The organism is Pseudomonas sp. HR96 (genome assembly GCF_034059295.1).
GTDB lineage: Bacteria > Pseudomonadota > Gammaproteobacteria > Pseudomonadales > Pseudomonadaceae > Aquipseudomonas.
This window is the reverse complement of the sequence record NZ_CP139141.1, coordinates 1468135-1491798: the sequence shown is the minus strand read 5'-3', so window position 1 is coordinate 1491798 and position 23664 is coordinate 1468135. Positions and strand designations below refer to the sequence as shown.

26 protein-coding genes are annotated in these 23664 nt (G+C 61.0%); 15 read left to right on the top strand and 11 right to left on the bottom strand.

The features are described 5' to 3' along the window. Positions 1-10: 10 nt before the first annotated feature. Together SFA35_RS07065 and SFA35_RS07060 are read right to left on the bottom strand one after the other, a co-directional pair. Entirely contained in the window at positions 11-979 is a 969-nt protein-coding gene (locus SFA35_RS07065) for a YihY/virulence factor BrkB family protein (protein ID WP_320576620.1), read from the bottom strand. Positions 980-1096: 117 nt separating this feature from the next. After that, positions 1097-1276: a CsbD family protein gene (locus tag SFA35_RS07060; protein WP_320576618.1), complete on the bottom strand. Its 180-nt coding sequence runs from the start codon at positions 1274-1276 to the stop codon at positions 1097-1099. Positions 1277-1472: 196 nt separating this feature from the next. On the opposite strand from SFA35_RS07060, the gene SFA35_RS07055 reads away from it, so the two are divergent. Further along, complete coding sequence (locus SFA35_RS07055; protein ID WP_320576616.1) at positions 1473-1853, top strand: hypothetical protein; 381 nt, start codon at positions 1473-1475, stop codon at positions 1851-1853. Between the two features lie 43 nt (positions 1854-1896). Here the strand turns inward: SFA35_RS07055 and SFA35_RS07050 are convergent, their stop codons facing one another. Then, the gene (locus tag SFA35_RS07050; RefSeq protein ID WP_320576614.1) at positions 1897-2733 is read right to left on the bottom strand and encodes a S1 RNA-binding domain-containing protein; all 837 of its coding nucleotides are present in this window, start codon (positions 2731-2733) and stop codon (positions 1897-1899) included. A gap of 174 nt (positions 2734-2907) precedes the next feature. Between SFA35_RS07050 and SFA35_RS07045 the strand changes: the two genes are divergently transcribed. The 3 genes from SFA35_RS07045 to SFA35_RS07035 all read left to right on the top strand — a co-directional run bounded on the left by SFA35_RS07045 (position 2908) and on the right by SFA35_RS07035 (position 4885). After that, positions 2908-3087: a hypothetical protein gene (locus SFA35_RS07045; RefSeq protein WP_320576612.1), complete on the top strand. Its 180-nt coding sequence runs from the start codon at positions 2908-2910 to the stop codon at positions 3085-3087. A gap of 130 nt (positions 3088-3217) precedes the next feature. After that, positions 3218-3943: a TorF family putative porin gene (locus SFA35_RS07040; RefSeq protein ID WP_320578893.1), complete on the top strand. Its 726-nt coding sequence runs from the start codon at positions 3218-3220 to the stop codon at positions 3941-3943. A 69-nt stretch (positions 3944-4012) separates the two neighbouring features. Then, on the top strand, positions 4013-4885 hold the full coding sequence (locus SFA35_RS07035; RefSeq protein WP_320576610.1) for a DUF6279 family lipoprotein: 873 nt from the start codon (positions 4013-4015) through the stop codon (positions 4883-4885). Between the two features lie 42 nt (positions 4886-4927). Here SFA35_RS07035 and SFA35_RS07030 read toward each other — a convergent pair whose 3' ends face one another. Next, on the bottom strand, positions 4928-5479 hold the full coding sequence (locus tag SFA35_RS07030; RefSeq protein ID WP_320576608.1) for a GNAT family N-acetyltransferase: 552 nt from the start codon (positions 5477-5479) through the stop codon (positions 4928-4930). A gap of 239 nt (positions 5480-5718) precedes the next feature. Here SFA35_RS07030 and SFA35_RS07025 point away from each other — a divergent pair, with 239 nt between their 5' ends. Then, a complete protein-coding gene (locus SFA35_RS07025; protein WP_320576606.1) occupies positions 5719-6117 on the top strand; it encodes a heme-binding protein in 399 nt (132 codons plus the stop codon). 88 nt (positions 6118-6205) lie between these two features. After that, the gene (locus tag SFA35_RS07020; RefSeq protein WP_320576603.1) at positions 6206-7144 is read left to right on the top strand and encodes an aspartyl/asparaginyl beta-hydroxylase domain-containing protein; all 939 of its coding nucleotides are present in this window, start codon (positions 6206-6208) and stop codon (positions 7142-7144) included. A gap of 133 nt (positions 7145-7277) precedes the next feature. Here the strand turns inward: SFA35_RS07020 and cysK are convergent, their stop codons facing one another. Next, the gene (cysK, locus tag SFA35_RS07015) at positions 7278-8252 is read right to left on the bottom strand and encodes a cysteine synthase A (protein WP_320576601.1); all 975 of its coding nucleotides are present in this window, start codon (positions 8250-8252) and stop codon (positions 7278-7280) included. A gap of 155 nt (positions 8253-8407) precedes the next feature. Here cysK and SFA35_RS07010 point away from each other — a divergent pair, with 155 nt between their 5' ends. From SFA35_RS07010 to SFA35_RS06970, 9 genes are all read left to right on the top strand, one after another. Continuing rightward, positions 8408-9481 (top strand): DUF748 domain-containing protein, encoded by a 1074-nt coding sequence (locus SFA35_RS07010; RefSeq protein WP_320576599.1) that lies wholly within the window; start codon positions 8408-8410, stop codon positions 9479-9481. 84 nt (positions 9482-9565) lie between these two features. Continuing rightward, on the top strand, positions 9566-10411 hold the full coding sequence (locus tag SFA35_RS07005) for a MoxR family ATPase (protein WP_320576597.1): 846 nt from the start codon (positions 9566-9568) through the stop codon (positions 10409-10411). A gap of 17 nt (positions 10412-10428) precedes the next feature. Then, complete coding sequence (locus SFA35_RS07000) at positions 10429-11607, top strand: VWA domain-containing protein (protein WP_320576595.1); 1179 nt, start codon at positions 10429-10431, stop codon at positions 11605-11607. 512 nt (positions 11608-12119) lie between these two features. Further along, positions 12120-13925, top strand: coding sequence for a phospholipase (locus tag SFA35_RS06995; protein WP_320576593.1), 1806 nt, complete (start codon positions 12120-12122; stop codon positions 13923-13925). Further along, positions 13925-15211 carry a DUF6396 domain-containing protein gene (locus tag SFA35_RS06990; protein ID WP_320576591.1) on the top strand — a complete coding sequence of 429 codons (1287 nt, stop codon included), beginning with the start codon at positions 13925-13927 and terminating at the stop codon, positions 15209-15211. The genes SFA35_RS06995 and SFA35_RS06990 overlap by 1 nt, the downstream gene beginning before the upstream one ends. Next, positions 15208-16248: a phospholipase gene (locus tag SFA35_RS06985; RefSeq protein ID WP_320576588.1), complete on the top strand. Its 1041-nt coding sequence runs from the start codon at positions 15208-15210 to the stop codon at positions 16246-16248. The genes SFA35_RS06990 and SFA35_RS06985 overlap by 4 nt, the downstream gene beginning before the upstream one ends. Further along, a complete protein-coding gene (locus SFA35_RS06980; protein ID WP_320576586.1) occupies positions 16248-17531 on the top strand; it encodes a sel1 repeat family protein in 1284 nt (427 codons plus the stop codon). Before SFA35_RS06985 ends, SFA35_RS06980 begins: the two co-directional genes overlap by 1 nt. Further along, positions 17528-18697 carry a sel1 repeat family protein gene (locus tag SFA35_RS06975; RefSeq protein WP_320576584.1) on the top strand — a complete coding sequence of 390 codons (1170 nt, stop codon included), beginning with the start codon at positions 17528-17530 and terminating at the stop codon, positions 18695-18697. The genes SFA35_RS06980 and SFA35_RS06975 overlap by 4 nt, the downstream gene beginning before the upstream one ends. Before the next feature lie 280 nt (positions 18698-18977). Next, the gene (locus tag SFA35_RS06970; protein ID WP_320576582.1) at positions 18978-19205 is read left to right on the top strand and encodes a hypothetical protein; all 228 of its coding nucleotides are present in this window, start codon (positions 18978-18980) and stop codon (positions 19203-19205) included. A 52-nt stretch (positions 19206-19257) separates the two neighbouring features. Here SFA35_RS06970 and SFA35_RS06965 read toward each other — a convergent pair whose 3' ends face one another. The 6 genes from SFA35_RS06965 to SFA35_RS06940 all read right to left on the bottom strand — a co-directional run bounded on the left by SFA35_RS06965 (position 19258) and on the right by SFA35_RS06940 (position 23596). Beyond that, positions 19258-20184 carry a biotin-dependent carboxyltransferase family protein gene (locus SFA35_RS06965; RefSeq protein WP_320576580.1) on the bottom strand — a complete coding sequence of 309 codons (927 nt, stop codon included), beginning with the start codon at positions 20182-20184 and terminating at the stop codon, positions 19258-19260. Then, complete coding sequence (locus SFA35_RS06960; protein ID WP_320576578.1) at positions 20181-20885, bottom strand: allophanate hydrolase subunit 1; 705 nt, start codon at positions 20883-20885, stop codon at positions 20181-20183. Before SFA35_RS06960 ends, SFA35_RS06965 begins: the two co-directional genes overlap by 4 nt. Further along, complete coding sequence (locus SFA35_RS06955; RefSeq protein WP_320576576.1) at positions 20882-21634, bottom strand: 5-oxoprolinase subunit PxpA; 753 nt, start codon at positions 21632-21634, stop codon at positions 20882-20884. The genes SFA35_RS06960 and SFA35_RS06955 overlap by 4 nt, the downstream gene beginning before the upstream one ends. Positions 21635-21736: 102 nt before the next feature. Next, positions 21737-22261, bottom strand: coding sequence for a DUF2937 family protein (locus SFA35_RS06950; protein ID WP_320576574.1), 525 nt, complete (start codon positions 22259-22261; stop codon positions 21737-21739). A gap of 21 nt (positions 22262-22282) precedes the next feature. Beyond that, positions 22283-23059: a class II glutamine amidotransferase gene (locus tag SFA35_RS06945; RefSeq protein ID WP_320576572.1), complete on the bottom strand. Its 777-nt coding sequence runs from the start codon at positions 23057-23059 to the stop codon at positions 22283-22285. 15 nt (positions 23060-23074) lie between these two features. Further along, positions 23075-23596, bottom strand: coding sequence for an MFS transporter (locus SFA35_RS06940; protein ID WP_320576570.1), 522 nt, complete (start codon positions 23594-23596; stop codon positions 23075-23077). Between the last annotated feature and the right edge of the window lie 68 nt (positions 23597-23664).

Genomic DNA, 23664 nt, shown 5'->3' with positions numbered 1-23664 from the left:
GGGCTCCTGATCAAACCCGGTGCAGGTCAGGGTCGACGTTCTTGCCCGGGTCCTTGGCTGCGCCCACACCGTCGACGGGCGGGCGTTCGAATTTGGCGTTCGGACTTTCCTGCGGGTCTTTCTCGCCCTTGTCCTTGCCTTCGGCGGACATGTGCTCGATCACCGCATTCATTTCCGCGCCGAGCAGCAATACCGCAGAGGAGATATAGAAGTACAGCAGCAGCACGATGATGGCGCCGATGCTGCCATACATGGCGTTATAGTCGGCGAAGTTCTTCACGTAGATGCCGAAGCCTACCGAAGCGACGATCCACACCACCACCGCGAGCACAGAACCTGGGGTGATAAAGCGAAACTTCTGCTTCACGTCAGGCATCACGTAGTAGATCAAGGCCACGGAAATCATCAGCAGCACCACGATCAGCGGCCAGCGGGCGATGGTCCAAAGGGTGACGATGAAGTATTCCATGCCGATCTGCTCGGCCAGCCAGGTCATGACCTGCGGGCCCAGCACCATCAGTGCGGCCACCGTCAGCAGCAGGCCAGCGAAGCCGATGGTGTAGGCAATGGACAGCGGGATGCGCTTCCAGGCCGGGCGCTCCTCGGGCACGTCGTAGGCTGCGTTCATCGCGCTCATCATCAGGCGCACGCCGGCCGAGGCGGTCCACAAGGCGACCACGATGCCCACCGACAGCAAGCCGCCTTTGGACTGCTGCAGCTGGTCGATGATCGGGTTGACCTGATCCAGCGCCTGGGAGGGCAGCACATAGGCCGCCTGCTCACGCAGCCAGGTGAAGAAGTCCGGCAGATGCAGGAAGCCGATCAAGGCAATGAGAAACAACAGAAAGGGGAATAGCGAGAACAGCATCTGATAGGCAAGGGCCGACGCATAGGTCGACATCTCGTCATCAAGGAATTCCTTGACGGTGCGCACCATCACTTTGGTGAAGGGCAATGCCCGCAAATCCGGAAATATCATGGCTGTTCCTTTTTTTACAGGGCTTCGCAAGGGCGGCTGCGGCGCCGTGCAGGGTCCAGACAGCACAGCGGCCATCCGAGGATGACCGCTGAACCGAGGCGTTGCTACTCAAGAGGCTTACTTCTTGGTGACAGCGTCTTTCACATCGCCTTTGACTTGTTGCGCTTTACCCTTGGCTTCCTGGGCAGCGCCGCTCGCTTGAGTCTTCGGGCTGTTGGTCGCTTTACCGATGCCTTGCTTGGCTTCGCCAACCAGTTCGTTAGCTTTGCCTTTGATTTTATCGCCAGTGCCACTCATGGTATTTCTCCCAATAGGAATAAATTAGCGTCAACAATCGACATAAGGTTGACTCGTGAGCGTCGCGCAGAGTTTCAAAATTTTTTCGCAAGCGGTGCTACAAAAAGGTAATACCCGATGAAATACCCGGCAAACCTGTGCAGAATGCCGCTCGGATTCGGCCCTGGCGCCGAAGCGTCATACCCGTAGGAATATTATGAAACTCGACAAACCCCAGGCGATTGCCCGTCGCAACAAAGAACTGGGCGGCAACGTGCTCGGCGTCAACAACTGCCACTTCACCTTGCTGGACAAGAAACGCAACATCTGGTGGTTCGACATTCCGCTCAGCCGTCTGCAGATCGGCCAGTACGAGTGGATTCACCTGCTGTTGCACACGGTGGAGAGCGACCAGCTGCTGCACTTGCGCGTACCCACCGCGTACTTTCGCGAGCACATGGACGGCCTGGTGGTGCGCAACGCCGGCAAGCGCAAGGCCGAAGTCAGCCTGGAGCTGAGCGCGGACAAGGACTCGTTCCTGCTGGATGTACGGCCGGCCGGCAAGAACGTCTCGTTCGCAGGCTTTCTTCAGTCCTGAAACCGGCCAGGGGGCGTGGCCCCTAGGCCAGATGGAGGGCTGATCAGACCAGCTCGATGCGGTCCTGGTGAATCAGGATACGGCCTTCCTTGTACAACGCGCCGATCGCCTTCTTGAAGTTGCCTTTGCTGACCCCGAACAGGTCGCTGATCAGCTGCGGCTCGCTCTTGTCGCTGACGGCCAGGGTGCCGCCATTGGCGCGCAGCTTGTCGAGGATGGTGGCGTGCAGGCTGCTGCTGGCCTGAGCGCCGATGGGCTGCAGGCTCAGGGCGATCTTGCCGTCGCTGCGCAACTCCTTGATATAGCCCTTCTCCTGCTTGCCGGCGCGCATGTACTTGAAGATTTCGTTCTTGTGGATCAGGCCCCAGTGCTTGTTGTCGATGATGGCCTTGAACCCCATGTCGGTCTCTTCGGCCACCAGCAAGCTGACTTCCTGGCCGACGCTATAGGTCGCCGGCAGTTTGTCGAGGTAGCGGTCCAGACGCGCCGTGGCGGTGATACGGCGGGTGCGCTTGTCGAGGTAGACGTGCACCACGCAATAGTCGCCGGCGCTGAGCTGGCGTTTTTCCTCGGAGTACGGCAGCAGCAGGTCCTTGGGCAGGCCCCAGTCGAGGAACACGCCGATGCTGTTGATTTCCTTGACCTTGAGGCTGGCGAACTCACCGACCTGGACCTTCGGCCGCTCGGTGGTGGCCAGCAGCTTGTCTTCGCTGTCGAGGTAGACGAACACGTTCAGCCAGTCCTCGTCCTGGCTGGGGGTGTCCTTGGGGATATATCGGTTGGGCAGGAGGATTTCGCCGTCGGCGCCGCCATCCAGATACAAACCGAAATCCGTATGTTTAACCACCTGCAAACTGTTGTAGCGACCGACCAAAGCCATTTCATACCCCTCGTAACGAGGCCGCATTCTACCCGAGAAAGCCTGCGCTGTCCGGGACATGGCCCGTCGCCAGCAGGGGCACCGCGGGTCGGACAGCCGAATCAGGCCGACAGAGGCTGCACATTTCCTGTACAATGGCTGGCCATTCTTCAATCAGACAGGTCCGTGGCAGCCATGCGCGTAAAAGCATCCACCAGCAAAGCCAAGCCAGCCCCCGCCGTTGAGACCAGCGAGTCGATCAACGAGCAGATCGCTGCCTTCCTCAAGTCCGGTGGCGAAATCCAGCAGATCGCCAAGGGCGTCAGCGGCCAGACTTTCGCACCATCCAAGCACATCAGCCTCGGCAAGAAGTAATCCCCCGCCCCACGACCGTGCAGATGCGAATAATTTCCATTGAATCGACGAACGGCGCGAACTCCACGCGCCGCGTCGGTATGCTGGGTAGCCTCTAGCACAGGCCTCGCCGCCACTGGAGCTGATCATGATGCGCAAACACGGCATTCTTATCATCGCAGGCTTGATGGCCAGTACCGCCGCCCCCGCTTTCGCAGACACCGTGCAGCGCGAATGGGGCGACTATGACGTCAAGCTGGGCACCACGCCTTCTCGCAGCATGGCCGCCGGCCTGGTGCAACCGGCCACCACCGACACCGTGCATGGCGGTTTCGACCTGACCCACGACAGCGGCTTCTACGCTGGCCAGTGGTCGCCGAGCATGGGCCTCAATGCCTTGCATTCACTGGAAGTGGATTCCTATGTCGGCTTCAAGCACCCGTTCGACAACCGCGTGGGCTATGAAGTCGGCGTCATCCACTACAGTTTCCCGGACCTGGACGGCAGCGACAGCCATGAGGTTTATGCCGGCCTGAAGATGCTCGGCACCCGTTTTGGGGCGGCCTTCAACAATTCCACCGCCCAGCGCGACAGCACGCTGTTCGCCGACCTCGGCGGCCTGCCCCTGCTGCACCTGGACATGACCATGAAGGTCACCACACACCAGTTGACCACCCCTTTCGCGGTGGACAACGGCGACGAGGTGCGCGGCTACAACGATTGGTCGGTGCAGCTCTCACGCTCGCTGATGGGCGTTGACCTGGCCTTCGTCTACAGCGATTCGAACCTGGCCCGGCCCGATTGCGCGGCCTATTCGGGGCACAACCCAGACTGCGAAGGGGTGTTCACCCTCAAGGCGCAGCGCTCGTTCTTCTGAATCGGCCGCTGAACCCTCGGCAAGGCGCCGCGCTCTACATCCCTGAGATCACCATTGCAGGGATACGCCATGCTGATGCGCGCGCTTGCCCGAATCCTGTTCCTGGCCCTGTCACTCGGGCTGGCCGCCTGCACCCGCGTCGACCTCGCCTACCGCAACCTGGACGTGATAGTGCCCTGGACGCTGGGCGACTACCTGGACATGAACCGCGACCAGAAAGGCTGGTTCAACGACCGCCTCAAGGAGCATCTGCGCTGGCACTGCGCCACGCAACTGCCGGAAAACCTCGCCTGGCTGGACAAGGTCACCCAGATGGTGGCCAGCAACCAGGTCACCGACGAGCAGTTGCAGGCGCGCACCGCCGAGGCCAAGCAGGCCATCGGCGAAGTGGCCAGGGAAATCACCCCCTCCGCCGTCGAATTGCTGCAGGGCCTGGACGACCAGCAGGTACGGGCCATGCAGCAATCGTTCAGCGACGACCTGCGCAAGCGTCGCGCCGAGTTCGTGCAGCCGCCGCTCAGCCAGCAGATCAGCGACCGCTCCAAGCGCATGCAAAAGCGCCTGCTGCCGTGGTTCGGCACCTTGAGCGACAACCAGGTACAGCGGGTCAATGCATGGTCCCTGGCACTCAACGATCAGTACAAGCAGTGGATCGACAACCGCGAGCACTGGCAGGGACTGTTCCTCGACGCCTTGCAGCACCGCCACGACGCCGATTTCGGCCAGCGCATCGCCCACTTGCTGCAGCAGCGCGAGAGCCTGTGGACGCCGCAGTACAAGGCTTCCTTCGCGCAGACAGAAGCCGCCACGCGCCAGCTGCTGATCGGTCTGATCGCCGACAGCAGCCCCGCGCAGCGACAGCAGATCGAGCAGAAGCTGGCTGAACTGCGTCAGGATTTTGCCGAGCTCAAGTGCATGCAGGCGGTCAAGCAGGCGGGCTGACTCAGAAATGCTCGGGGCCCAGCCTGCGAGCGTTCCACTGCCTCAGCCCGCCACCAACCCCTGACGAGACTGCTGCAACACCTGAAATGACACCGGCTCGGCCAGCGGGTGACTGTCGCCCAGCGACACGCACCAGCAGTCAGTGTCCTGGTGCAGGTCGATGCACTGGTGGGCGCCGATCCGCACGAAGCCCAGGCTCTGATGCAAGGCCACGCTCTGCGCATCACTGGGCGCCACCAGCGCATAGCCGGCCAGGTAGCCCTGGGCAGCGAGGTCGCGCAGCAACTGGCGATACAGGCGTTCGGCGGTGCCGGGGGTGGCCTGGGCATCGACCTGCAGGGCCACGTCCACCGACCAACGGTAGGCGCCGGCGCAATGCGGCCGCGCATACGCCAGGCCCACACAGCGCTCGTCGTCGAACGCCAGCAGGAACGGGAAATCGCGCAGGGTGGTTTCAAGCCGATGCAGCAAGCTCTGCTCACTGCTCGAACAGGCGTCGGCGACCTGACTCAGGGCCCCGCCGCGTGCTTGCAGAACCGTCCGGACCGAGGCGACGTCATGCGCCTGGGCGGTTCTGACACTGGATAACTTCATCACAGGTATCTCGAAGATGAGCCGGCGGGACGGGTCCTGGACCGCAGGCATGGTTCACAGTCGCCACTCAATGGATCCAACCTGAGTGACGCACAATCTTGGCACAGATAGGCCAAACAGTTCCAGACCGTTCGGTCCACATGACGCTTTTCCGATGATCGTTGCCGTGTACAGGCGCGAGCGCCTATTCTCCAGCTTCCCCTCCGGCACCCGCCTCCTCTCCTACAGGAACCCCGCGCATGCACAGCAAAGCCGTACTCGAGCACAGTGACGTCACCCGCATCATGGCCGCTGCCCGCGCCGAGGCGCTGGCGGGAAACTGGCCAGTGAGCATCGCCGTGGTCGACGACGGTGGCCACCTGCTGGCCCTCGAACGCCTGGACGGCGCGGCGCCCAGCACCGCGCGGCTGGCGCCGGCCAAGGCGGCGACTGCAGCCCTGGGCCGACGCGAGAGCCGCCTGTACGAAGAGATGATTCCCGGCCGTGTGGCGTTTCTGTCCGCCGAGGGTTTCACCTGCCTGGAGGGCGGCGTGCCGGTGATTCACCAGGGCCAGGTGATCGGTGCGGTCGGGGTGTCGGGGGTCAAGTCCAGTGACGACGCGCGGATCGCCAAGGCGGGCGTCGCCGCCCTTGCATGACTGCCATCAATGAAATGCATGACCGGCGGGTTTGTGCTGGGGCGTCCAGGGTTTATCATGGCGGACTGCCCTTCTCAGGAGTTGCTGCATGACCCTTTCGTTAGCCGCCAAGCTCGCCGTGCTGTTGCTGTTCATCGGCAGCACGCTGTACGTGCACCTGCGCGGCAAGGCGCGGCTGCCGGTGTTGCGCCAGTTCGTCAACCATTCGGCGCTGTTCGCTCCCTATAACGCGCTGATGTACCTGTTTTCCGGAGTGCCCTCCAAGCCCTACCTCGACCGCAGCAAATTCCCCGAACTGGACCTGCTCAAGGACAACTGGCAGACCATTCGTGACGAGGCCATGCACCTGTTCGACGAGGGCTACATTCGTGCTGCCGAGAAGAACAACGACGCCGGCTTCGGTTCGTTCTTCAAGAAAGGCTGGAAGCGCTTCTACCTCAAGTGGTACGACAAATCCCTGCCGTCGGCCAACCAGCTTTGCCCGAAGACCGTTGAGCTGGTCAACAGTATCCCCAACGTCAAGGGCGCGATGTTCGCCCTGCTGCCCGGTGGCAGCCACCTGAACCCGCACCGTGACCCGTTCGCCGGCTCGTTGCGCTATCACCTGGGCCTGTCGACACCCAATTCCGACGCTTGCCGGATCTTCGTCGACGGCACCGAGTACGCCTGGCGCGACGGCCAGGACGTGATGTTCGATGAAACCTATGTGCATTGGGTCAAGAACGAAACCGAGATGACCCGGGTGATCCTGTTCTGCGACATCGAGCGTCCGCTGAGCAGCCGCCTGATGACCCGCATCAACCGCAGCGTCAGCGCCTTCCTGGGCCGCGCCACGGCCCCGCAGAACCTCGATGACGAGCGCGTCGGCGGCATCAACCAGGCCTACGCCTGGAGCAAGACCTTCAGCGACGGCTTCGCCGGCAAGGTGAAGAAATTCAAGAAGGCCAACCCCAAGGGTTACCGGATCATGCGGCCGGTATTGGCGGTGGTGGTGGCGGCTTTGCTTGGGTATTGGTTGTTCGGCTGAAACTGGCTACGGGGGATCAAACCGGCCTGCGGCCTCTCGGGGCCATGCCCCTCCCACAGGGGTCTGCGATCATTGTGGGAGCGGCATGGTCCCGAGAGCCCTCACGGCCGGTTTACCGGATCGATCCAGGCCTTCAAGCCTGCAATTCAGCCTCGGTGAACAGATCACTGAACAACATGCTCGACAGGTAACGCTCGCCCGAGTCCGGCAGGATCACCACAATGGTCTTGCCCTGCATCTCCGGCTTCTCGGCCAGGCGCACCGCCACGGCCATGGCGGCGCCACAGGAGATCCCGCAGAGAATCCCCTCCTCCTGCATCAGCCGCAAGGCCATGGCCTTGGCTTCCTCGTCACCCACCAGCTCCACCCGATCGACAATCGACAGGTCGAGGTTCTTGGGCACGAAACCGGCGCCGATGCCCTGGATCTTGTGCGGGCTGGGCTTGATCTCTTCGCCAGCACGGGCCTGAGTGATGACCGGCGAGCCGATCGGTTCTACCGCCACCGAGAGAATCGACTTGCCCTGGGTGTGCTTGATATAGCGTGACACCCCAGTGATGGTGCCGCCGGTGCCGACACCGGCCACCAGCACGTCCACCGCACCGTCGGTATCGTTCCAGATCTCCGGGCCGGTGGTTTTCTCGTGGATGGCCGGGTTGGCCGGGTTGTCGAACTGCTGCGGCAGGAAGTACTTGCCCGGCTCGCTGGCGGCGATCTCGTCGGCCTTCTCGATGGCGCCCTTCATGCCCTTGGCCGGCTCGGTCAGGACGATTTCAGCGCCCAGCGCCTTGAGCACCTTGCGCCGCTCGATGCTCATCGACGCGGGCATGGTCAGCATCAGCTTGTAGCCGCGGGCCGCCGCCACGAACGCCAGGCCGATGCCGGTGTTGCCCGAGGTGGGCTCGATGATGGTCATGCCCGGTTTCAATTTACCGCTGCTTTCGGCGTCCCAGATCATGCTGGCGCCCACCCGGCACTTCACCGAATACCCGGGGTTGCGGCCTTCGATCTTGGCCAGGATAGTCACGCCGCGCGGCGCGATGCGGTTGATCTGCACCAGCGGCGTGTTGCCGATGGAATGGGCGTTGTCGGCGAAAATTCGACTCATGGTGAGGAGGTCCTTGTGCACCAGCATTGACCTGCAAGGGTATGCCTGCCTGCCAGGCCAGTCCAGTCCAGTCCGCGCTGCCATCTCGCAGGGCCGCAGAACCTGCGCGGCCGGGCAGAGTCCATCCTTTATTACCGTCAAGGACCTCGACCATCATGAAACGTCGCTACAGCTGGCCTGTCTGGATTCTGGCAATCATCGTCGTGCTGCTCATCGTGGTGCATATTGCCCTGCCCATCGTCGTGCGCAACCAGCTCAACGCCAAGCTGGCGGACATGGGCGCCTACAGTGGCCACGTCGATGACGTGGACCTGGCCCTGTGGCGCGGCGCCTACAAGATCAACGGGCTGAAAATCGTCAAGGTCGACGGCAAGGTCCCGGTGCCCTTGCTCAGCGTGCCCTTGATCGACCTGGCGGTCAGCTGGCATTCGCTGTGGCACGACCATGCCGTGGTCGCCCACGTCGAGTTCTGGCATCCGGAGCTCAACTTCGTCGACGGCGGCGCCAACAAGCAGGCCTCGCAGACGGGTGCCGGCACCGACTGGCGCGAGCAGATGAACAAGCTGTTGCCCATCACCCTCAACGAAGTGCGAGTGCAAGACGGCAAGATCACCTTTCGCAACTTCAATTCCAAGCCGCCGGTCAACCTCAGCGCCACCCAGATCGACGCCAGCCTGTACAACCTCACCAACGTCGAGGACAAGCAAGGCAAGCGCGACGCGCGCTTCGAAGGCAAGGCGCAGCTGTTCGGTCAGGCGCCGCTGGACGTCACCACCACCTTCGACCCGTTCAGCAACTTCGAAGACTTCCAGTTCCGCCTGCGCACCACCGGCATCGAGCTGCGCAAACTCAATGACTTTTCCTCGGCCTACGGCAAGTTCGACTTCAATGCCGGCACCGGTGACATCGTCATCGAAGCTGACGCCAAGAAGGCGCAGTTGAGTGGCTACATCAAACCCTTGCTGCACAACGTCGAAGTGTTCAACTGGCAGCAGGACGTCGAAAACAAGGATAAAGGCTTCTTCCGTTCGGTCTGGGAGGCGCTGGTGGGCGGCACCCAGGCGGTGCTGAAGAACCATGACAAGAACCAGTTCGCCACCCGCGTCGACTTGAGCGGCAGCGTGCACCGCCAGGACATCAGCGCCTTGCAGGCCTTCTGGGAGATCCTGCACAACGGTTTCGTCCAGGCATTCAATGCACGCTACGAGCAGGCGCCGCCCAAGGAATGACCGTTCTGCCGGGCTGCGTCTTCACTCGCGGCGCGGTACTATCGGCCATTGATTTTTCGCTGCAGCATTTTTGAGGAAGGCTGGATGAAGTTCGAAGGCACTCGCGCTTATGTCGCCACTGACGATCTGAAACTGGCGGTCAACGCCGCCATCACCCTGCAGCGCCCGCTGCTGGTCAAAGGCGAGCCGGGCACCGGCAAGACCATGCTCGCCGAACAACTGGCCGAGGCCTTCGGCGCGCGCCTGATCACCTGGCACATCAAGTCCACCACCAAGGCCCACCAGGGCCTCTACGAGTACGATGCGGTGAGCCGCCTGCGTGACTCGCAGTTGGGCGTGGACAAGGTTCACGACGTGCGCAACTACTTGAAGAAGGGCAAGTTGTGGGAAGCCTTCGAGTCCGAGGAGCGGGTCATCCTGCTGATCGACGAAATCGACAAGGCCGACATCGAGTTCCCCAACGACCTGTTGCAGGAGCTCGACAAGATGGAGTTCTACGTCTACGAGATCGACGAAACCATCAAGGCCAGACAGCGCCCGATCATCATCATCACCTCCAATAACGAGAAAGAGCTGCCGGACGCCTTTCTGCGTCGCTGCTTCTTCCACTACATCGCCTTCCCCGACCGTACGACCCTGCAGAAGATCGTCGACGTGCACTATCCCGACATCAAGAAAGAGCTGGTCAGCGAGGCGCTCGACGTGTTCTTCGACGTGCGCAAGGTGCCCGGGCTGAAGAAGAAGCCTTCCACCTCGGAACTGGTCGACTGGCTCAAACTGCTGATGGCCGACAACATCGGCGAAGCGGTGCTGCGCGAACGCGACCCGACCAAGGCCATCCCACCGCTGGCAGGCGCTTTGGTCAAGAACGAACAAGACGTACAGCTGCTCGAGCGGCTGGCGTTCATGAGCCGTCGCGGCAATCGCTGACCACCGGGGCCATTGCCATGCTGCTCAACCTGTTCAACGAGATGCGCGCAGCCAAGGTGCCGGTGTCGGTGCGCGAGCTGCTCGACCTGATCCACGCCTTGCAGGCGCGGGTCACCTTTGCCGACATGGACGAGTTCTATTACTTGTCGCGGGCCATTCTGGTCAAGGATGAACGCCATTTCGACAAGTTCGACCGGGCCTTCTCGGCCTACTTCAACGGCCTGGAAAAACTCGACGATCACCTGCAGGCCTTGATTCCTGAAGAGTGGCTGCGCAAGGAGTTCGAACGCAGCCTGAGCGACGAAGAGCGCGCGCAGATTCAATCGCTCGGTGGCCTGGACAAGTTGATCGAGGAATTCAAGAAGCGCCTCGAAGAACAGAAAGGCCGCCACGCCGGCGGCAACAAGTGGATCGGCACCGGCGGCACCAGCCCGTTCGGCTCGGGTGGCTTCAACCCTGAGGGCATCCGCGTCGGCGATGCCGGCGAGCGCAAGGGCAAGGCGGTCAAGGTCTGGGACCAGCGCGAGTACAAAAACCTCGACGACTCGGTGGAGCTCGGCACGCGCAACATCAAGGTGGCCCTGCGCCGCCTGCGCAAGTTCGCCCGCCAGGGCGCAGCCGACGAACTGGACATCGACGGCACCATCGACCACACCGCCCGCGATGCCGGCCTGCTCAACATCCAGATGCGCCCGGAGCGGCGCAACAGCGTGAAGTTGCTGCTGTTGCTCGACATCGGCGGTTCGATGGACGCCCACGTGAAAATCTGCGAGGAATTGTTCAGCGCCTGCAAGAGCGAGTTCAAGCACCTGGAGTACTTCTACTTCCACAACTGCGTGTACGAGTCGGTGTGGAAGAACAACCTGCGCCGCACTTCAGAGCGCTTCAATACCCAGGACCTGCTGAACAAGTACGGCGCCGACTACAAGGTGGTGTTCGTCGGCGACGCCGCGATGGCGCCCTACGAGATCACCCAGCCGGGGGGCAGCGTCGAGCACTGGAACGAAGAGGCCGGCTATGTCTGGATACAGCGCTTCATGGCCAAGTACCGCAAGTTGATCTGGATCAACCCCTACCCCAAGGACGCCTGGGGCTACACCGCCTCGACCAACATCATCCGCGAGTTGATCGAGGAGCAGATGTATCCGCTGACCCTGCGCGGGCTGGAGGAAGGGATGCGCTTTCTCGCCAAATAGGCGAGAGCCCGGTGGAGACTTTGGCAGGCTCTGGCAGCGCCGGCGCACCTCCAGAGCCAACCCCGCCGGGAAGAACCTATATGTAAATCAGAAAAATTACCCCCCTCTGTTACAACTCCCGACACATTTTTGGCGCCAGCCAAGCGTAGACTCCTCCCCCTCGCTTCACCCCAATTTTGCGACGATCGCCCATTGAATGGACGACTAACAATAAAAAGCGAAAGGAGCTTCACATGATCATTCCCGCCTTTTTCCGGCTAAAAACCCTCGACGTCACCCCTCTCGAGCAGCGCTCGGCCACCGGCTAAGCGCTAGCGCTAGCGCTAGCGCTACCGCTCTCTCTCTAGATCGCGTTCGGACTGGCCCCACTGGGTCGGCTTCCCCACGCCCCTGAAAAAGCCCAGCCCACCTGGAGGCAGGACCCACATGTCACAGCCACGTCCGCTGTTCATCGACCACACCCGGCACATCACCGCCCTGCAAGCCGGAACAGACCCGCAAGGAGCCCACTCATGACACAAGACGAAATCGTCGTTCCCTGCGTACTCAGCGAAACCAATGTGGTGTATTGCACGGCGCCCTGGTACGTCCAGCGCAGTGAGTACGACCCCGCGCTCTGTACGTACGTAGCCCTGGTCAACGGTGAAGAAACCTTCAGAGCCGTGCATCTGGCCATTGCGGCCGCCACCAGGACCGTGGACATCATCTGCTGGGGTTTTCAGCCGTCGATGTTCTTCATTCGTGATGGCCGGCACCCGAGCATCGGCGAACTGCTGCGGACCAAGGCCCGCCAAGGCGTTCGAGTGCGGGTACTGGGTTGGGAAATGCCGCTCAACCTGGCGGGCCTCGGGGGTGAGGGCAATCTTCCGGGCAAGGGCGCGTTGCGCATCAAGGATCGGGCAGAGCAGAACTCGACCCCCAGGCAGTATGCAGAGGACCGACAGTGGTTTTCGGATTGCGCCGTGGCTGATGGCAACGCGGCAGGCAAGGCAGAGGCGGGACATCCGCTGTTCGTCAGCCGCGGCTTCAGTTGGGAGGAACGCAAGAGAATCAGCGCCGAGTTGGAAGACGGCAGTCTTGACCGCGAAATCAGTTTCAAGACGCGCCAGGTCCTGAAGCTGTCGGCCACGCATCACCAAAAAAGTGTGCTGGTGGACTTCGAAGTGCCGGACCGGGCGGTGGGGTTTGTCATGGGGCACAACATGCTGGACGCGTATTGGGACACCGATGCGCATTCCGCGCTCAATCGCTCCACCCACACCTGGCCTGAACCCAACCGAGGCCCCCGAGGCTTCACCCCTCGCCAGGACATCTCCTGCAAGCTGACCGGCGAGATCCTGCGCGATGTCCACCACAACTTCGCCACGGCCTGGCTCAAGGAGACCGGCGAAGACCTGATGACAGCGCGCGAGGCCGACAAGGTCGGCAAGACGCTCCAGTGCGGCCCCAGGCCGTGGCAGATCGCGCAGCTATTGCGTACTCAAGCGCAGACGGGGGCGCGGGACATTGAGCGGGCGTACTTGCAGGCGGTCAACAATGCCACGCAGTTCATCTACATCGAAAACCAGTATTTCCGCTGGCCACCGCTGGCCGAGGCGATCAAGAAGGCGGCGGCGGACCAGACGCGCGCAGGTCGCGACCCCGGGCTGCACGGCGCGCTGCATCTGTTCGTGATCACCAATGCCACCGATGACGGCATCGGCGCTGGCACTGTCAATACCCAGCGCATGCTGGAGTGTCTTGGCCGCGCAGACGCCATCCCGAACGTGACCAAACTTCGGCGTATCGAAAAAGCCAGGCTCGCGGCGCCGCCTTTGGACCCTGACGACCGACGGGTAAGCAAAGCCCACGAGGAACTTCAGGAAGCCATCAAGGAAATCAAAGAAAGCACCATCGAGCCGATGGACTTCCCGGGGCTGAAGATTCACATCTGCTCGTTGGTCGCCCAGGACTCCCCGGCGGAACTGCCATGGATGCCGGTGTATATCCACTCCAAGTTGATGATTGTCAACGACGTGTTCACCACCCATGGTTCGGCGAACATCAATACGCGAAGTATGCAGGTGGACAGCGAGCTGAACATTGCCCATGAGTGGGTGAATGTGACTCAGGCGTTGCGGCGCAAGTTGTGGGGAATGCATACGAATGGGATGGGGGATCAGGATGATGCAAAAGCTGCCTTTTTTAACTGGAGCAAGCTTTTAGCTGAGAATTCTGCTCGCCAAAGTTTTTCAGAAGAGCCAAGGATTAAACTAGGGCCCTATGCCCCCATCGTAGAGTTCTACTACGGCAAAGCCTCTCTGAAAAATCTTGACTGATGAAGATTTCAATTCTTTTGATTCTTCTCTTTTTTGCAGGTTGTTATGCGGAAAATGAGAAAAATAACTCGCACAAGGCGCTTATGATGCACTCCCAAAGTGATACTAAAAGCAAGCTGTCATTTGCTTGTTCGCATGAAAAATTTCCAATACCCAATGATTACTCTGACCTATTGTTTAAGTACGCGCGATGGCTCCAAATAAACAATCAGCTGGTCCGAGATAGTAAGGTTAACGCTGAAATAGAGCGTCTTTATCGAATCGCAGCAGAACACGGTCACTACAAAGCAAACATCAATTTACAAAATGGAACGAGGTTAGGCATGTTCAAGCTGAATGGCAAAGAACATCTGAGGTTAAGTCAAGATCTTATAGAGGCTGGCGTGGCAACTGGTTATTATCTGATAGGAACATTCTTGCAGCGGGGCTATGCCGGACTCGCAGAAGATCCTGAAATGGCGCTGAAATATCTTCGCATGGCTGCGGATCGAGGCAATGCTGAAGCTCAAGAGTATGTGGGGAAAAAGTTGGTGCGATCGCCTGTAGCTTGGGATATTGGTTGGAAAATGCGGCAATGCGCTGCGGAGCAGGGGGTCGGGAAGGCAGCGCTTGCATTAGGTATGTATTACAAAACGGTCAAAAAATATAACGAAGCTGCAAAAAACCTTCAGCTTGGCATAGGTGCTGGTGACGAAACATCTGCGGGAATCATGCGTGATGTTTTTTCCGGCCCTATTCCTGCCGACGTCCTGAGCTATCTTGGACAGAGAAAGGACCTAGACCGGGCTGATCGCTATAACCAAATATGGAGCATCTTAGCTGACTATTCCTATGCCAATCCTAAAGTTCCCGAAATTAACGAAATCGTCCCCCTCCCTCCAGCGCCCCTGCCTGAGTGGGACGGTAAACTCCAATGGCTGGAAGGACGCCTCGCCAACATCCCCCCCGAGAAACCCACCGAGGAGCTGATCAAACGGCTCGCCGATGAGAAGAAGCTAGAGCCCGCCACCGGCAAACCCATGCCCGGCGCTGCCGGATTCGACCAGTCGAGATTTCCAGTCAAAAGTTGCTTCAGCGGACAGGTCTGCCCGCAGACCGGATACTGGAAAGCCATGTGGTTGCCCCATGAAGTTCGCGGGATGCTTCACTCCGAGGTCATCCGCCACGTCAAAGAGGGCGAGATCATGCCTACACATCTGGCCGAGCGATACTTCGTCCGGTCCTGGCCGTTCTCCGACAAGCATACGGTCACAGAAGAGCGGGTGCATTGGGGGCTGCTGGGATGACGGGTATTCTGAGCCTTTCATTAGCAAATTTTAAGTTTAGGCAAGACAGCAGTCTCGACCGCGAAATCAGTTCCAAATTTCGCCACGGCCTGGCTCAAGGAGACCGCGAAGACCTGATGACAGCGCGCGAGGCCGACAAGGTCGGCAAGGCGCTCCAGCGCGGCCCCAGGCCCTGGCAGATCGCGCAGCTATTGCGTACTCAAGCGCAGACGGGGGCGCGGGACATCGAGCGGGCGTACTTGCAGGCGGTCAACAATGCCACGCAGTTCATCTACATCGAAAACCAGTATTTCCGCTGGCCACCGCTGGCCGAGGCGATCAAGAAGGCGGCGGCGGACCAGACGCGCGCAGGTCGCGACCCCGGGCTGCACGGCGCGCTGCATCTGTTCGTGATCACCAATGCCACCGATGACGGCATCGGCGCTGGCACTGTCAATACCCAGCGCATGCTGGAGTGTCTTGGCCGCGCAGACGCCATCCCGAACGTGACCAAACTTCGGCGTATCGAAAAAGCCAGGCTCGCGGCGCCGCCTTTGGACCCTGACGACCGACGGGTAAGCAAAGCCCACGAGGAACTTCAGGAAGCCATCAAGGAAATCAAAGAAAGCACCATCGAGCCGATGGAAATCCCGGGGCTGAAGATTCACATCTGCTCGTTGGTCGCCCAGGACTCCCCGGCGGAACTGCCATGGATGCCGGTGTATATCCACTCCAAGTTGATGATCGTCAACGACGTGTTCACCACCCATGGTTCGGCGAACATCAATACACGAAGTATGCAGGTGGACAGCGAGCTGAACATTGCCCATGAGTGGGTGAGTGTGACTCAGGCGTTGCGGCGCAAGTTGTGGGGCATGCATACGAATGGGATGGGGGATCAAGATGATCCAAAGGCGGCATTTAAAAAATGGGCATTTATTTTAAATGAGAATTCCCGACGCCAGACCGCGTCCGCACATTCTGCTGAAAACGTCGGCCCATACGCTCCTATCATAGAATTCTATTTTGGAAAAGCCTCTTTGAAGGATTTAGACTGATGCGATCTTTGATATTGGCTGGTTGTATTTTAGTTGTTGGTTGTGGTGCCGAAAGTAAAACAAATCATCTAAATAAGGGCGTTAATATGCACCATGAAAACAATCTGAAAGCTAAGCTGGCATTTGTTTGTGTGCAGGAGGCTTTGCCGATCCCAAGTGTTGAGTCCGACAGGTTGTTTAAATATGCGCGATGGCTGCAAAAGAACAATCAGCTGGCTCAGGATAAATTGGTCGATCAAGAGATCGAACGGCTCTACCGGATTGCAGCGGAGCACAATCACGCCAAAGCTAACATAAATCTGCAAAATGGGACAAGGCGGGGTCTGTTCCACCTTGGGGGCTACGAGCATCTAAGGTTGAGTCAAAACCTCATCGATGCGGGGGTAGCGACAGGTTATTATCTGATTGGCATTTTCTTGCAGAGGGGATCTGCCGGTCTCAAAGAGGATCCAGAGATGGCGCTTCGGTATATCCGTATGGCGGCCGATAAAGGAAGCGCGGCAGCTCAAGATTACGTGGGAAAAGAGTTAGCGGCAACGCCACAGGGTTGGGAAATTGGTTGGCAGATGCGTCGTTGCGCTGCAGAACAAGGAGAAGGAAGGGCAGCGCTCGCTGTAGCGACCGAATATAAAGCGAATGAAAAATATGAGGAAGCATTGAAAATATTCCAGCTTGGGGTCACTGCAGGTAATGAAACTTCCGCAGCATACTTACAAGAAGCTTTTAACGGTCAACCGTCATCCAGCATTTTTTACCTAGGGAAAGAGAAGGATAGCGAGCGAGCTGAGCGGTATATGAAGATCTGGGACATTCTAGCTGGCTATTCTTACGCCAACCCCAAAGTACCTGAAATAAACGAAATTGTCCCGTTCCCCCCAGCGCCCCTACCTGAGTGGGACGGCAAACTCCAATGGCTGGAAGAGCGCCTCGCCAACATCCCACCTGAGAAACCCACCGAGGAGCTGATCAAACGGCTCGCCGATGAGAAGAAGCTAGAGCCCGCCACCGGCAAACCCATGCCCGGCGCTGCCGGATTCGACCAGTCGAGGTTCCCAGTCAAAAGTTGCTTCAGCGGACAGGTCTGCCCGCAGACCGGATACTGGAAAGCCATGTGGTTGCCCCATGAAGTTCGCGGGATGCTTCACTCCGAGGTCATCCGCCACGTCAAAGAGGGCGAGATCATGCCTACCCATCTGGCCGAGCGATACTTCGTCCGGTCCTGGCCATTTTCCGATAAACATACGGTCACTGAAGAGCGGGTGCATTGGGGGCTGCTGGGATGACGGGTATTCTGAGACTTTCATCAGCAAATTTTAAGTTCAGGCATGAGGGAGCACTCGGTAATAAAAGTAAACGTATCAAGTACAGCGCCGCTTTTGCGCCAATAAGCGATCGGAGTGTTAAGTTCACCCGTGGCGCTGTGGCTTCAGCTTGCCTTGTCGTCGCTGCTTGTGACAACAGCCAAACAACTAACGCTAATAAGTTAGCCGATATAGATAACCTCGCCGATGTCAAAGCCAATCTTGCGTTTACCTGCGTCCATAAAAAAATTCCTGCGCCTGACCCGGAGCCCGATCTCCTGTTCAACGACGCACGCTGGCTACAGAAAAACAACGTGCTCAAGCAGGATAAATTGATGAATGCAGAAATTGAGCGACTGTATCGTATTGCAGCTGAGCACGGTCATTATAAAGCGAATGTAAATCTGCAAAATGGATCGAGGCAGGGTTTATTCGAGTTAAGCGCCCAAGAGCATATCAGGCTCAGTCAAGCTCTCATTGATAGAGGTCTTGCAACAGGGTATTACCTAATTGGTATTTATTTACAAAGGGGATCAGCCGGGCTGAGACAGGATCAGGAAATGTCGCTTCGGTATATTCGTATGGCTGCCGACCATGGTAGTGCCGACGCCCAAGAGTATTTAGGGAATCGACTTTTACAGGCTCCAGCAGCTTGGGATGCTGGATGGCAAATGATTGAGTGCGCGGCCCAGCAGGGGCATCCTAAAGCGGCACAAGCTTTGGCCATGAAACTTAAACTCGAAAAAAAATACCCTGAAGCTATACGCGCTTTTCAACTCGGCGTCGCCGCTGGCAACGAATCATCGGCGTCGTTCTTACGCCATGGTTTTCTGGGTCAGCCTAAATCTGATGCATTATACTTAGCTCAGCAAGAAGACCTTGAGCGTGCGGAGCGCTACACGATCATATGGCGCATTCTCGCGCGCTATTCCTACGCCCATCCGAAAGTCCCCGAAATCAACGAGATCGTCCCGCTCCCCCCAGCGCCCCTACCTGAGTGGGACGGCAAACTCCAGTGGCTGGAAGAGCGCCTCGCCAACATCCCACCTGAGAAACCCACCGAGGAGCTGATCAAACGGCTCGCTGATGAGAAGAAGCTAGAGCCCGCCACCGGCAAACCCATGCCCGGCGCTGCCGGCTTCGACTAGTCGAAGTTTCCAGTCAAAAGTTGCTTCAGCGGACAGGTCTGCCCGCAGACCGGATACTGGAAAGCCATGTGGTTGCCCCATGAAGTTCGCGGGATGCTTCACTCCGAGGTCATCCGCCACGTCAAAGAGGGCGAGATCATGCCTACCCATCTGGCCGAGCGATACTTCGTCCGGTCCTGGCCGTTCTCCGACAAGCATACGGTCACAGAAGAGCGGGTGCATTGGGGGCTTCTGGGATGACGGGTATTCGGGACTTTCATTAACAAATTTTAAATTAGGCATGAGGGGCTGCCTGGAACTGGCCAAGGTCACACCGCTGGACGACAGCGACACACGCTTTGCCCTGTTGTTGAAGGCGCCCGATGGCCTGCCACTGACTTGGCACCTGCGCACCGATCTGGGCCATGGGCCGTTGGCGCTGCTCAAGCTGCGGGGGTTCAAGTTGCCGGAGCAGATTTTTCAGACTGCGGCGGTGAGCGGTGAGTCGCTGTCGATCGAAGAATCCTGAAGCGTAGGGGCAGAAGGCGGGGGGGGGCAAAGCCCCCCGAGCTTCTCTGCCCTCACCCGTGTTCGCTGAACGAGCGCAATACCGCCAAGTGCTCCGCCACCGCCCGCTCCTGCACCACCGCCCGCAAGCGCACCTCCTCCCCCGGCAGGCATTGTGCCAGGCGCGCCAGCGCCAATGGCGTCAGCGCCCCCAGCCGCGGGTAACCGCCGATGGTCTGCCGGTCATTGAGCAGCACGATTGGCTGGCCGTCCGGCGGCACCTGTACCCCGCCCAGGGGTATGCCTTCGGAAATCAACGCCTTGCCCTGGTACTGCAAGGCCGGCCCGAGCAGGCGGATGCCCATGCGATCGCCACGGCTGTCCAGGGTCCAGGGCAGGTTGAAGGCATCGAACAGGCTCTGCCCGGCGAACTCGCCGATCTGCGCGCCCATCACCAGGTCCAGCTGCGGCGCAGCCTCGAACTGCGGCTCGGCGCCACGGGGCATGCCTCGCGCCTGGCGCAGGGGCCCGGCGTAGTGCAGCTGCGCGCCCGCTGCCAGTGCCCGCCCCTCGCCGTCCGGCCCGCCCAGGCCCTCACGCACCACGGTCGAGCGGCTGCCCAGCACCTCGGGCGCGACGAAGCCGCCAGGCGCGGCCAGATAGGCCCGGGCGCCGTGCAGTGGATGCCTGAGGCGCAAGGTCTGGCCGGCGCGCAGAATGAAGTTGCGCCACGGCTTGAGCGGTACTTCGTCGACTTCGGCGCCGAGGTCGGCACCGCCCAGGGCCAACTGGCAATCGTCTTCGGCGAGCAGGGTCAGGCCGCCCAGGGTCACCTCCAGCACCGCCGCTCCCGGCGCGTTGCCCAGCAGCCAGTTGGCCCAGGCCATCGACAGCCAGTCAAGGGCGCCGCCCTGGGTCACGCCCAGGTGCCGCACGCCGAAGCGTCCGGTGTCCTGCAGCAGGCACAGTGGCGTGCTGGCCTGGATCAGCAGACGGCTCATGAGCGCTCCTCCACAGGCCTGTCGTCACCGCCCAGGCGGACGAATTCGGCGCGCTCCACCGCCTCGAACTGCACCCGATCACCCGGCTGCAGCAGGCTGTAGCCGTCGCGCTGGCGGTCGAAGAGCGGCGCGGCGGTGCGCCCGATCAGGTTCCAGCCGCCCGGCGATTGCACCGGGTAGGCCGCCGTCTGACGCTCGCCGATGGCCACGCTGCCGGCCGGCACCCGCTGGCGCGGGGTGGTCAGGCGCGGGGTGGCAATGCTGGGGTCGACCAGGCCCATGAAGGCGAAGCCCGGCACGAAGCCGAGGGCGAACACCTGATAGGTCTTGGCGCTATGGCTGGCGATCACCGCGCCCACGCCACTGCCGGTGCGCTCGGCGATGCGCGCCAGCTCGGGGCCGACGCTGACGTCGTACCACACCGCCAGCCGGTGCAGCCGCCCCTGGCCGGCGGCCTCGGGTTGCAGGTCGTGCAGCGCGGCGGCGATGCAGGCACGGGCGTCGGCCGGGCTCAGGGATTGGAGGTCGTAGTGCACCATGAGCGTGGTATAGGACGGCACCAGGTCCACCAGCGCGGCGCCGAAAGCGCTGCGCAAGCGCCCCGCCGCCGCCAGCATCCATGGCATGTGGGCCTCGTCGATGGTCTCGAACAACCGCACCATCAGGCAGTCGATGGCCACCACCTCGACCCGCGCCTTCATGGCGCCAGCAGCGCATCGAGGGATTGGCGAATCTGCCGCACCGCCGCCACCGAACTGGCGTTGTCGCCATGTACGCACAGGGTGTCGGGCTTGAGCCACAGCAGGCTGCCATCACTGGCCGTGAGGCTTTGCCCGCGCGCCAGGCGCAGGGCCTGGTCGAGCACCACCTTGCTGTCGTGATGCACCGCGCCGGGCAAGGCCCGCGACACCAGCTTGCCGGCGCCGTCGTAGGCGCGGTCGGCGAAGGCCTCGAACCACAGGGTCACGCCGAACTCGTCGGCCAGCGCCTGCGCCGCCCTGTTGTCGGCCATGGCCAGCAGCATCAGCGGCAGGGGGCGGTCGTAGCGCGCCACGGCCTCGATCACCGCGCGCAACTGCACGGGCTTGGCCATCATGTCGTTGTACAACGCGCCGTGCGGCTTGACGTAGCTGACCTGGCCGCCACGGGCGCGGCAGATGCCGTCCAGGGCGCCGATCTGGTAGTGCAGCAGGTCGCGGATCTCGTCGGCCGAGCAGGCCATGGAACGCCGGCCAAAGCCGACCAGGTCGGGATAGGCCGGGTGGGCGCCAATCTGCACCTGGTGCTCAAGGGCCAGGTCCACGGTCTTGCCCATCACCGTCGGATCGCCGGCGTGAAAGCCGCAGGCGATGTTGGCGCAATCGATATGGGGCATGACTTCGGCGTCCAGGCCCATGGTCCAGGCGCCGAAACTCTCGCCGATGTCGCAGTTGAGTAGAAGACGGCTCACGGGCGTGCTCCTGAAAATGTTGTCATGGCCTGACATACATTTTTGAGGCCGACCGCCCGTGGCGTCCAGCGAATTAAACTGCACGCGGCCGATAAGAAAAGCTTAACGGGTGTCGCGGGAAATCACCGGGCGCCGGCGCCCGCCTGTGAACACCCAGCCAATGATCACGCCGATGCTTTCGATGACCCAGGACAGCAGGAAGCCCAGCGCGATGGCCCAGCCAATGGCCTGCGGAGACAGCAGGATCTGGTAGGTATAGCCCTGCAGGGTTTCCTGGCGGATCTGCGGGTCGGCGCCCACCAGCACATGCCAATCGCGGGCGTACCAGGGTGCTTGCAGGGCCTGCCACTCGTGCTCCAGCGACTGGCTGCGGGTCAGCAGTGCGCCGATGCTGTCGGCGTCGCTGCGAAACACCGGGTCGTCGCTGCTGCGGTAATGCTCCACCAGTGCCTGCAGGTCGCCGTTGAAGAACTTCTGCGCGGTGTCGTTGAAGCCTTGCAGGCTGGTGCGCGCCTCGATCAGGTGGGCCTGGACACGCTGGCTGTAGTCGTTGATCAAGCCGGGCACCTGCACACCCACCAGCAGGCCGAAGGCAAACAGTACCAGTCGCAGATAGCTTCGCAGCATGAACACCCTTCCCTTGCGTGGTTATGCTTCAGAGCCCTGCGCGATGCACTCGCCCTGGCGCCACAGGCCCCAGTCACCCGGCTGGTAGCGGTTCCAGGTTTCGTTCTCGGTCAGAGGCTCGGTGGCGATCACCGTGACCACGTCGTTGGGCGTGGTCTCGGCCTGGAAATCGACGATCACGTCCACGTCTTTGAGGCGCGCCGGGCCGAAAGGTGCCCGACGGGTAATGTGCGCCAGCTTGGTCGAGCAGAAGCAGAACAGCCAGTCGCCATCGCTGAGCAGGCAGTTGAACACGCCCTGCGAGCGGTACTGGCTGCAGGCGTCGATCAGCACCGGCAGCAGCTGCTGGATCTCGACCGGCTCGGGAAACGCGCCGCGCACCCGGTTGAGCAGGTCGCAGAACGCCGCCTCGCTGTCGGTATCGCCCACCGGGCGGTAGAAATCGGCCGTCGGGTTGAAGTCCGCCAGCTGGCCGTTGTGCGCGAAGCACCAGTTGCGCCCCCACAGCTCGCGCACGAACGGGTGGGTGTTGGCCAGGCAGACCTTGCCGACGTTGGCCTGGCGGATGTGGCCGATGACCACTTCGCTCTTGATCGGGTAGCGCTGCACCAACTGCGCGACCTCGGACTCGCTGCTCGCCGCCGGGTCCTGGAACAGGCGCAGGCCGCGCCCTTCATAGAAGGCGATGCCCCAGCCATCGCGATGCGGGCCGGTGCGGCCACCGCGCTGCATCAGCCCGGTGAAGCTGAAGACGATGTCGGTGGGGATATTGGCACTCATGCCCAGCAGTTCGCACATGTTCGCTTGCCCTGCTCAGAGACGCGGTTCAACGCGGCCGCGCGGGCCGGCGGCGGGCGGGTTGCGCGGCGCGCTGCGCGGCACCGGATCGGCGCTGTAATGCGGCCGCCCGGCGGCGCCAAAGGGCTCCTCCACCTCGGGCTGCGGCGCCGGTGCGGCCGCTGCCGCCGCAGCGGCCTGGGCCTGGGCGGCGCGGCGCTCGTTGGCCTTGCGCAGGAACGGCCAGCGGATCAGGGCGAACACCAGGTAGATGCCCAGCGCGATCATGCTGTACATCAGCAACTCGGAGATCGACCGCCAGGCGTTGTTGCCCACCTTGAACACCAGGTCCAGGGCGGTGACGGCCACGGCCGGGGCGTATTTTTCCTGGGCCGGGTCGATCAGCGTCGGCGCCACCAGCGCCACCAGGCCGATGACCCGCAGCGGCTCACGCAGAAAGCGCCACATCCAGCGAGTGATTCTGAACCACACCAACAGGCAGCCCAGGGCGGCAACGGCGTAAATTGCCCATGCGTGCAGATAGTCGTTTTCGGTCATGGTTTTTCATGGCTGGGAGTCCGGGGGGCGCTTATGATAACGGCTTTTCGCCCGACCGGCTCGCCACA

What these genes read in the sequence shown, in the direction of transcription:
- SFA35_RS07065 (WP_320576620.1), bottom strand. Translation starts at nt 979, where the DNA reads ATGATATTTCCGGATTTGCGGGCATTGCCCTTCACCAAAGTGATGGTG.
- SFA35_RS07060 (WP_320576618.1), bottom strand. Translation starts at nt 1,276, where the DNA reads ATGAGTGGCACTGGCGATAAAATCAAAGGCAAAGCTAACGAACTGGTT.
- SFA35_RS07055 (WP_320576616.1), top strand. Translation starts at nt 1,473, where the DNA reads ATGAAACTCGACAAACCCCAGGCGATTGCCCGTCGCAACAAAGAACTG.
- SFA35_RS07050 (WP_320576614.1), bottom strand. Translation starts at nt 2,733, where the DNA reads ATGGCTTTGGTCGGTCGCTACAACAGTTTGCAGGTGGTTAAACATACG.
- SFA35_RS07045 (WP_320576612.1), top strand. Translation starts at nt 2,908, where the DNA reads ATGCGCGTAAAAGCATCCACCAGCAAAGCCAAGCCAGCCCCCGCCGTT.
- SFA35_RS07040 (WP_320578893.1), top strand. Translation starts at nt 3,218, where the DNA reads ATGCGCAAACACGGCATTCTTATCATCGCAGGCTTGATGGCCAGTACC.
- SFA35_RS07035 (WP_320576610.1), top strand. Translation starts at nt 4,013, where the DNA reads ATGCTGATGCGCGCGCTTGCCCGAATCCTGTTCCTGGCCCTGTCACTC.
- SFA35_RS07030 (WP_320576608.1), bottom strand. Translation starts at nt 5,479, where the DNA reads ATGAAGTTATCCAGTGTCAGAACCGCCCAGGCGCATGACGTCGCCTCG.
- SFA35_RS07025 (WP_320576606.1), top strand. Translation starts at nt 5,719, where the DNA reads ATGCACAGCAAAGCCGTACTCGAGCACAGTGACGTCACCCGCATCATG.
- SFA35_RS07020 (WP_320576603.1), top strand. Translation starts at nt 6,206, where the DNA reads ATGACCCTTTCGTTAGCCGCCAAGCTCGCCGTGCTGTTGCTGTTCATC.
- cysK (WP_320576601.1), bottom strand. Translation starts at nt 8,252, where the DNA reads ATGAGTCGAATTTTCGCCGACAACGCCCATTCCATCGGCAACACGCCG.
- SFA35_RS07010 (WP_320576599.1), top strand. Translation starts at nt 8,408, where the DNA reads ATGAAACGTCGCTACAGCTGGCCTGTCTGGATTCTGGCAATCATCGTC.
- SFA35_RS07005 (WP_320576597.1), top strand. Translation starts at nt 9,566, where the DNA reads ATGAAGTTCGAAGGCACTCGCGCTTATGTCGCCACTGACGATCTGAAA.
- SFA35_RS07000 (WP_320576595.1), top strand. Translation starts at nt 10,429, where the DNA reads ATGCTGCTCAACCTGTTCAACGAGATGCGCGCAGCCAAGGTGCCGGTG.
- SFA35_RS06995 (WP_320576593.1), top strand. Translation starts at nt 12,120, where the DNA reads ATGACACAAGACGAAATCGTCGTTCCCTGCGTACTCAGCGAAACCAAT.
- SFA35_RS06990 (WP_320576591.1), top strand. Translation starts at nt 13,925, where the DNA reads ATGAAGATTTCAATTCTTTTGATTCTTCTCTTTTTTGCAGGTTGTTAT.
- SFA35_RS06985 (WP_320576588.1), top strand. Translation starts at nt 15,208, where the DNA reads ATGACGGGTATTCTGAGCCTTTCATTAGCAAATTTTAAGTTTAGGCAA.
- SFA35_RS06980 (WP_320576586.1), top strand. Translation starts at nt 16,248, where the DNA reads ATGCGATCTTTGATATTGGCTGGTTGTATTTTAGTTGTTGGTTGTGGT.
- SFA35_RS06975 (WP_320576584.1), top strand. Translation starts at nt 17,528, where the DNA reads ATGACGGGTATTCTGAGACTTTCATCAGCAAATTTTAAGTTCAGGCAT.
- SFA35_RS06970 (WP_320576582.1), top strand. Translation starts at nt 18,978, where the DNA reads ATGAGGGGCTGCCTGGAACTGGCCAAGGTCACACCGCTGGACGACAGC.
- SFA35_RS06965 (WP_320576580.1), bottom strand. Translation starts at nt 20,184, where the DNA reads ATGAGCCGTCTGCTGATCCAGGCCAGCACGCCACTGTGCCTGCTGCAG.
- SFA35_RS06960 (WP_320576578.1), bottom strand. Translation starts at nt 20,885, where the DNA reads ATGAAGGCGCGGGTCGAGGTGGTGGCCATCGACTGCCTGATGGTGCGG.
- SFA35_RS06950 (WP_320576574.1), bottom strand. Translation starts at nt 22,261, where the DNA reads ATGCTGCGAAGCTATCTGCGACTGGTACTGTTTGCCTTCGGCCTGCTG.
- SFA35_RS06945 (WP_320576572.1), bottom strand. Translation starts at nt 23,059, where the DNA reads ATGTGCGAACTGCTGGGCATGAGTGCCAATATCCCCACCGACATCGTC.
- SFA35_RS06940 (WP_320576570.1), bottom strand. Translation starts at nt 23,596, where the DNA reads ATGACCGAAAACGACTATCTGCACGCATGGGCAATTTACGCCGTTGCC.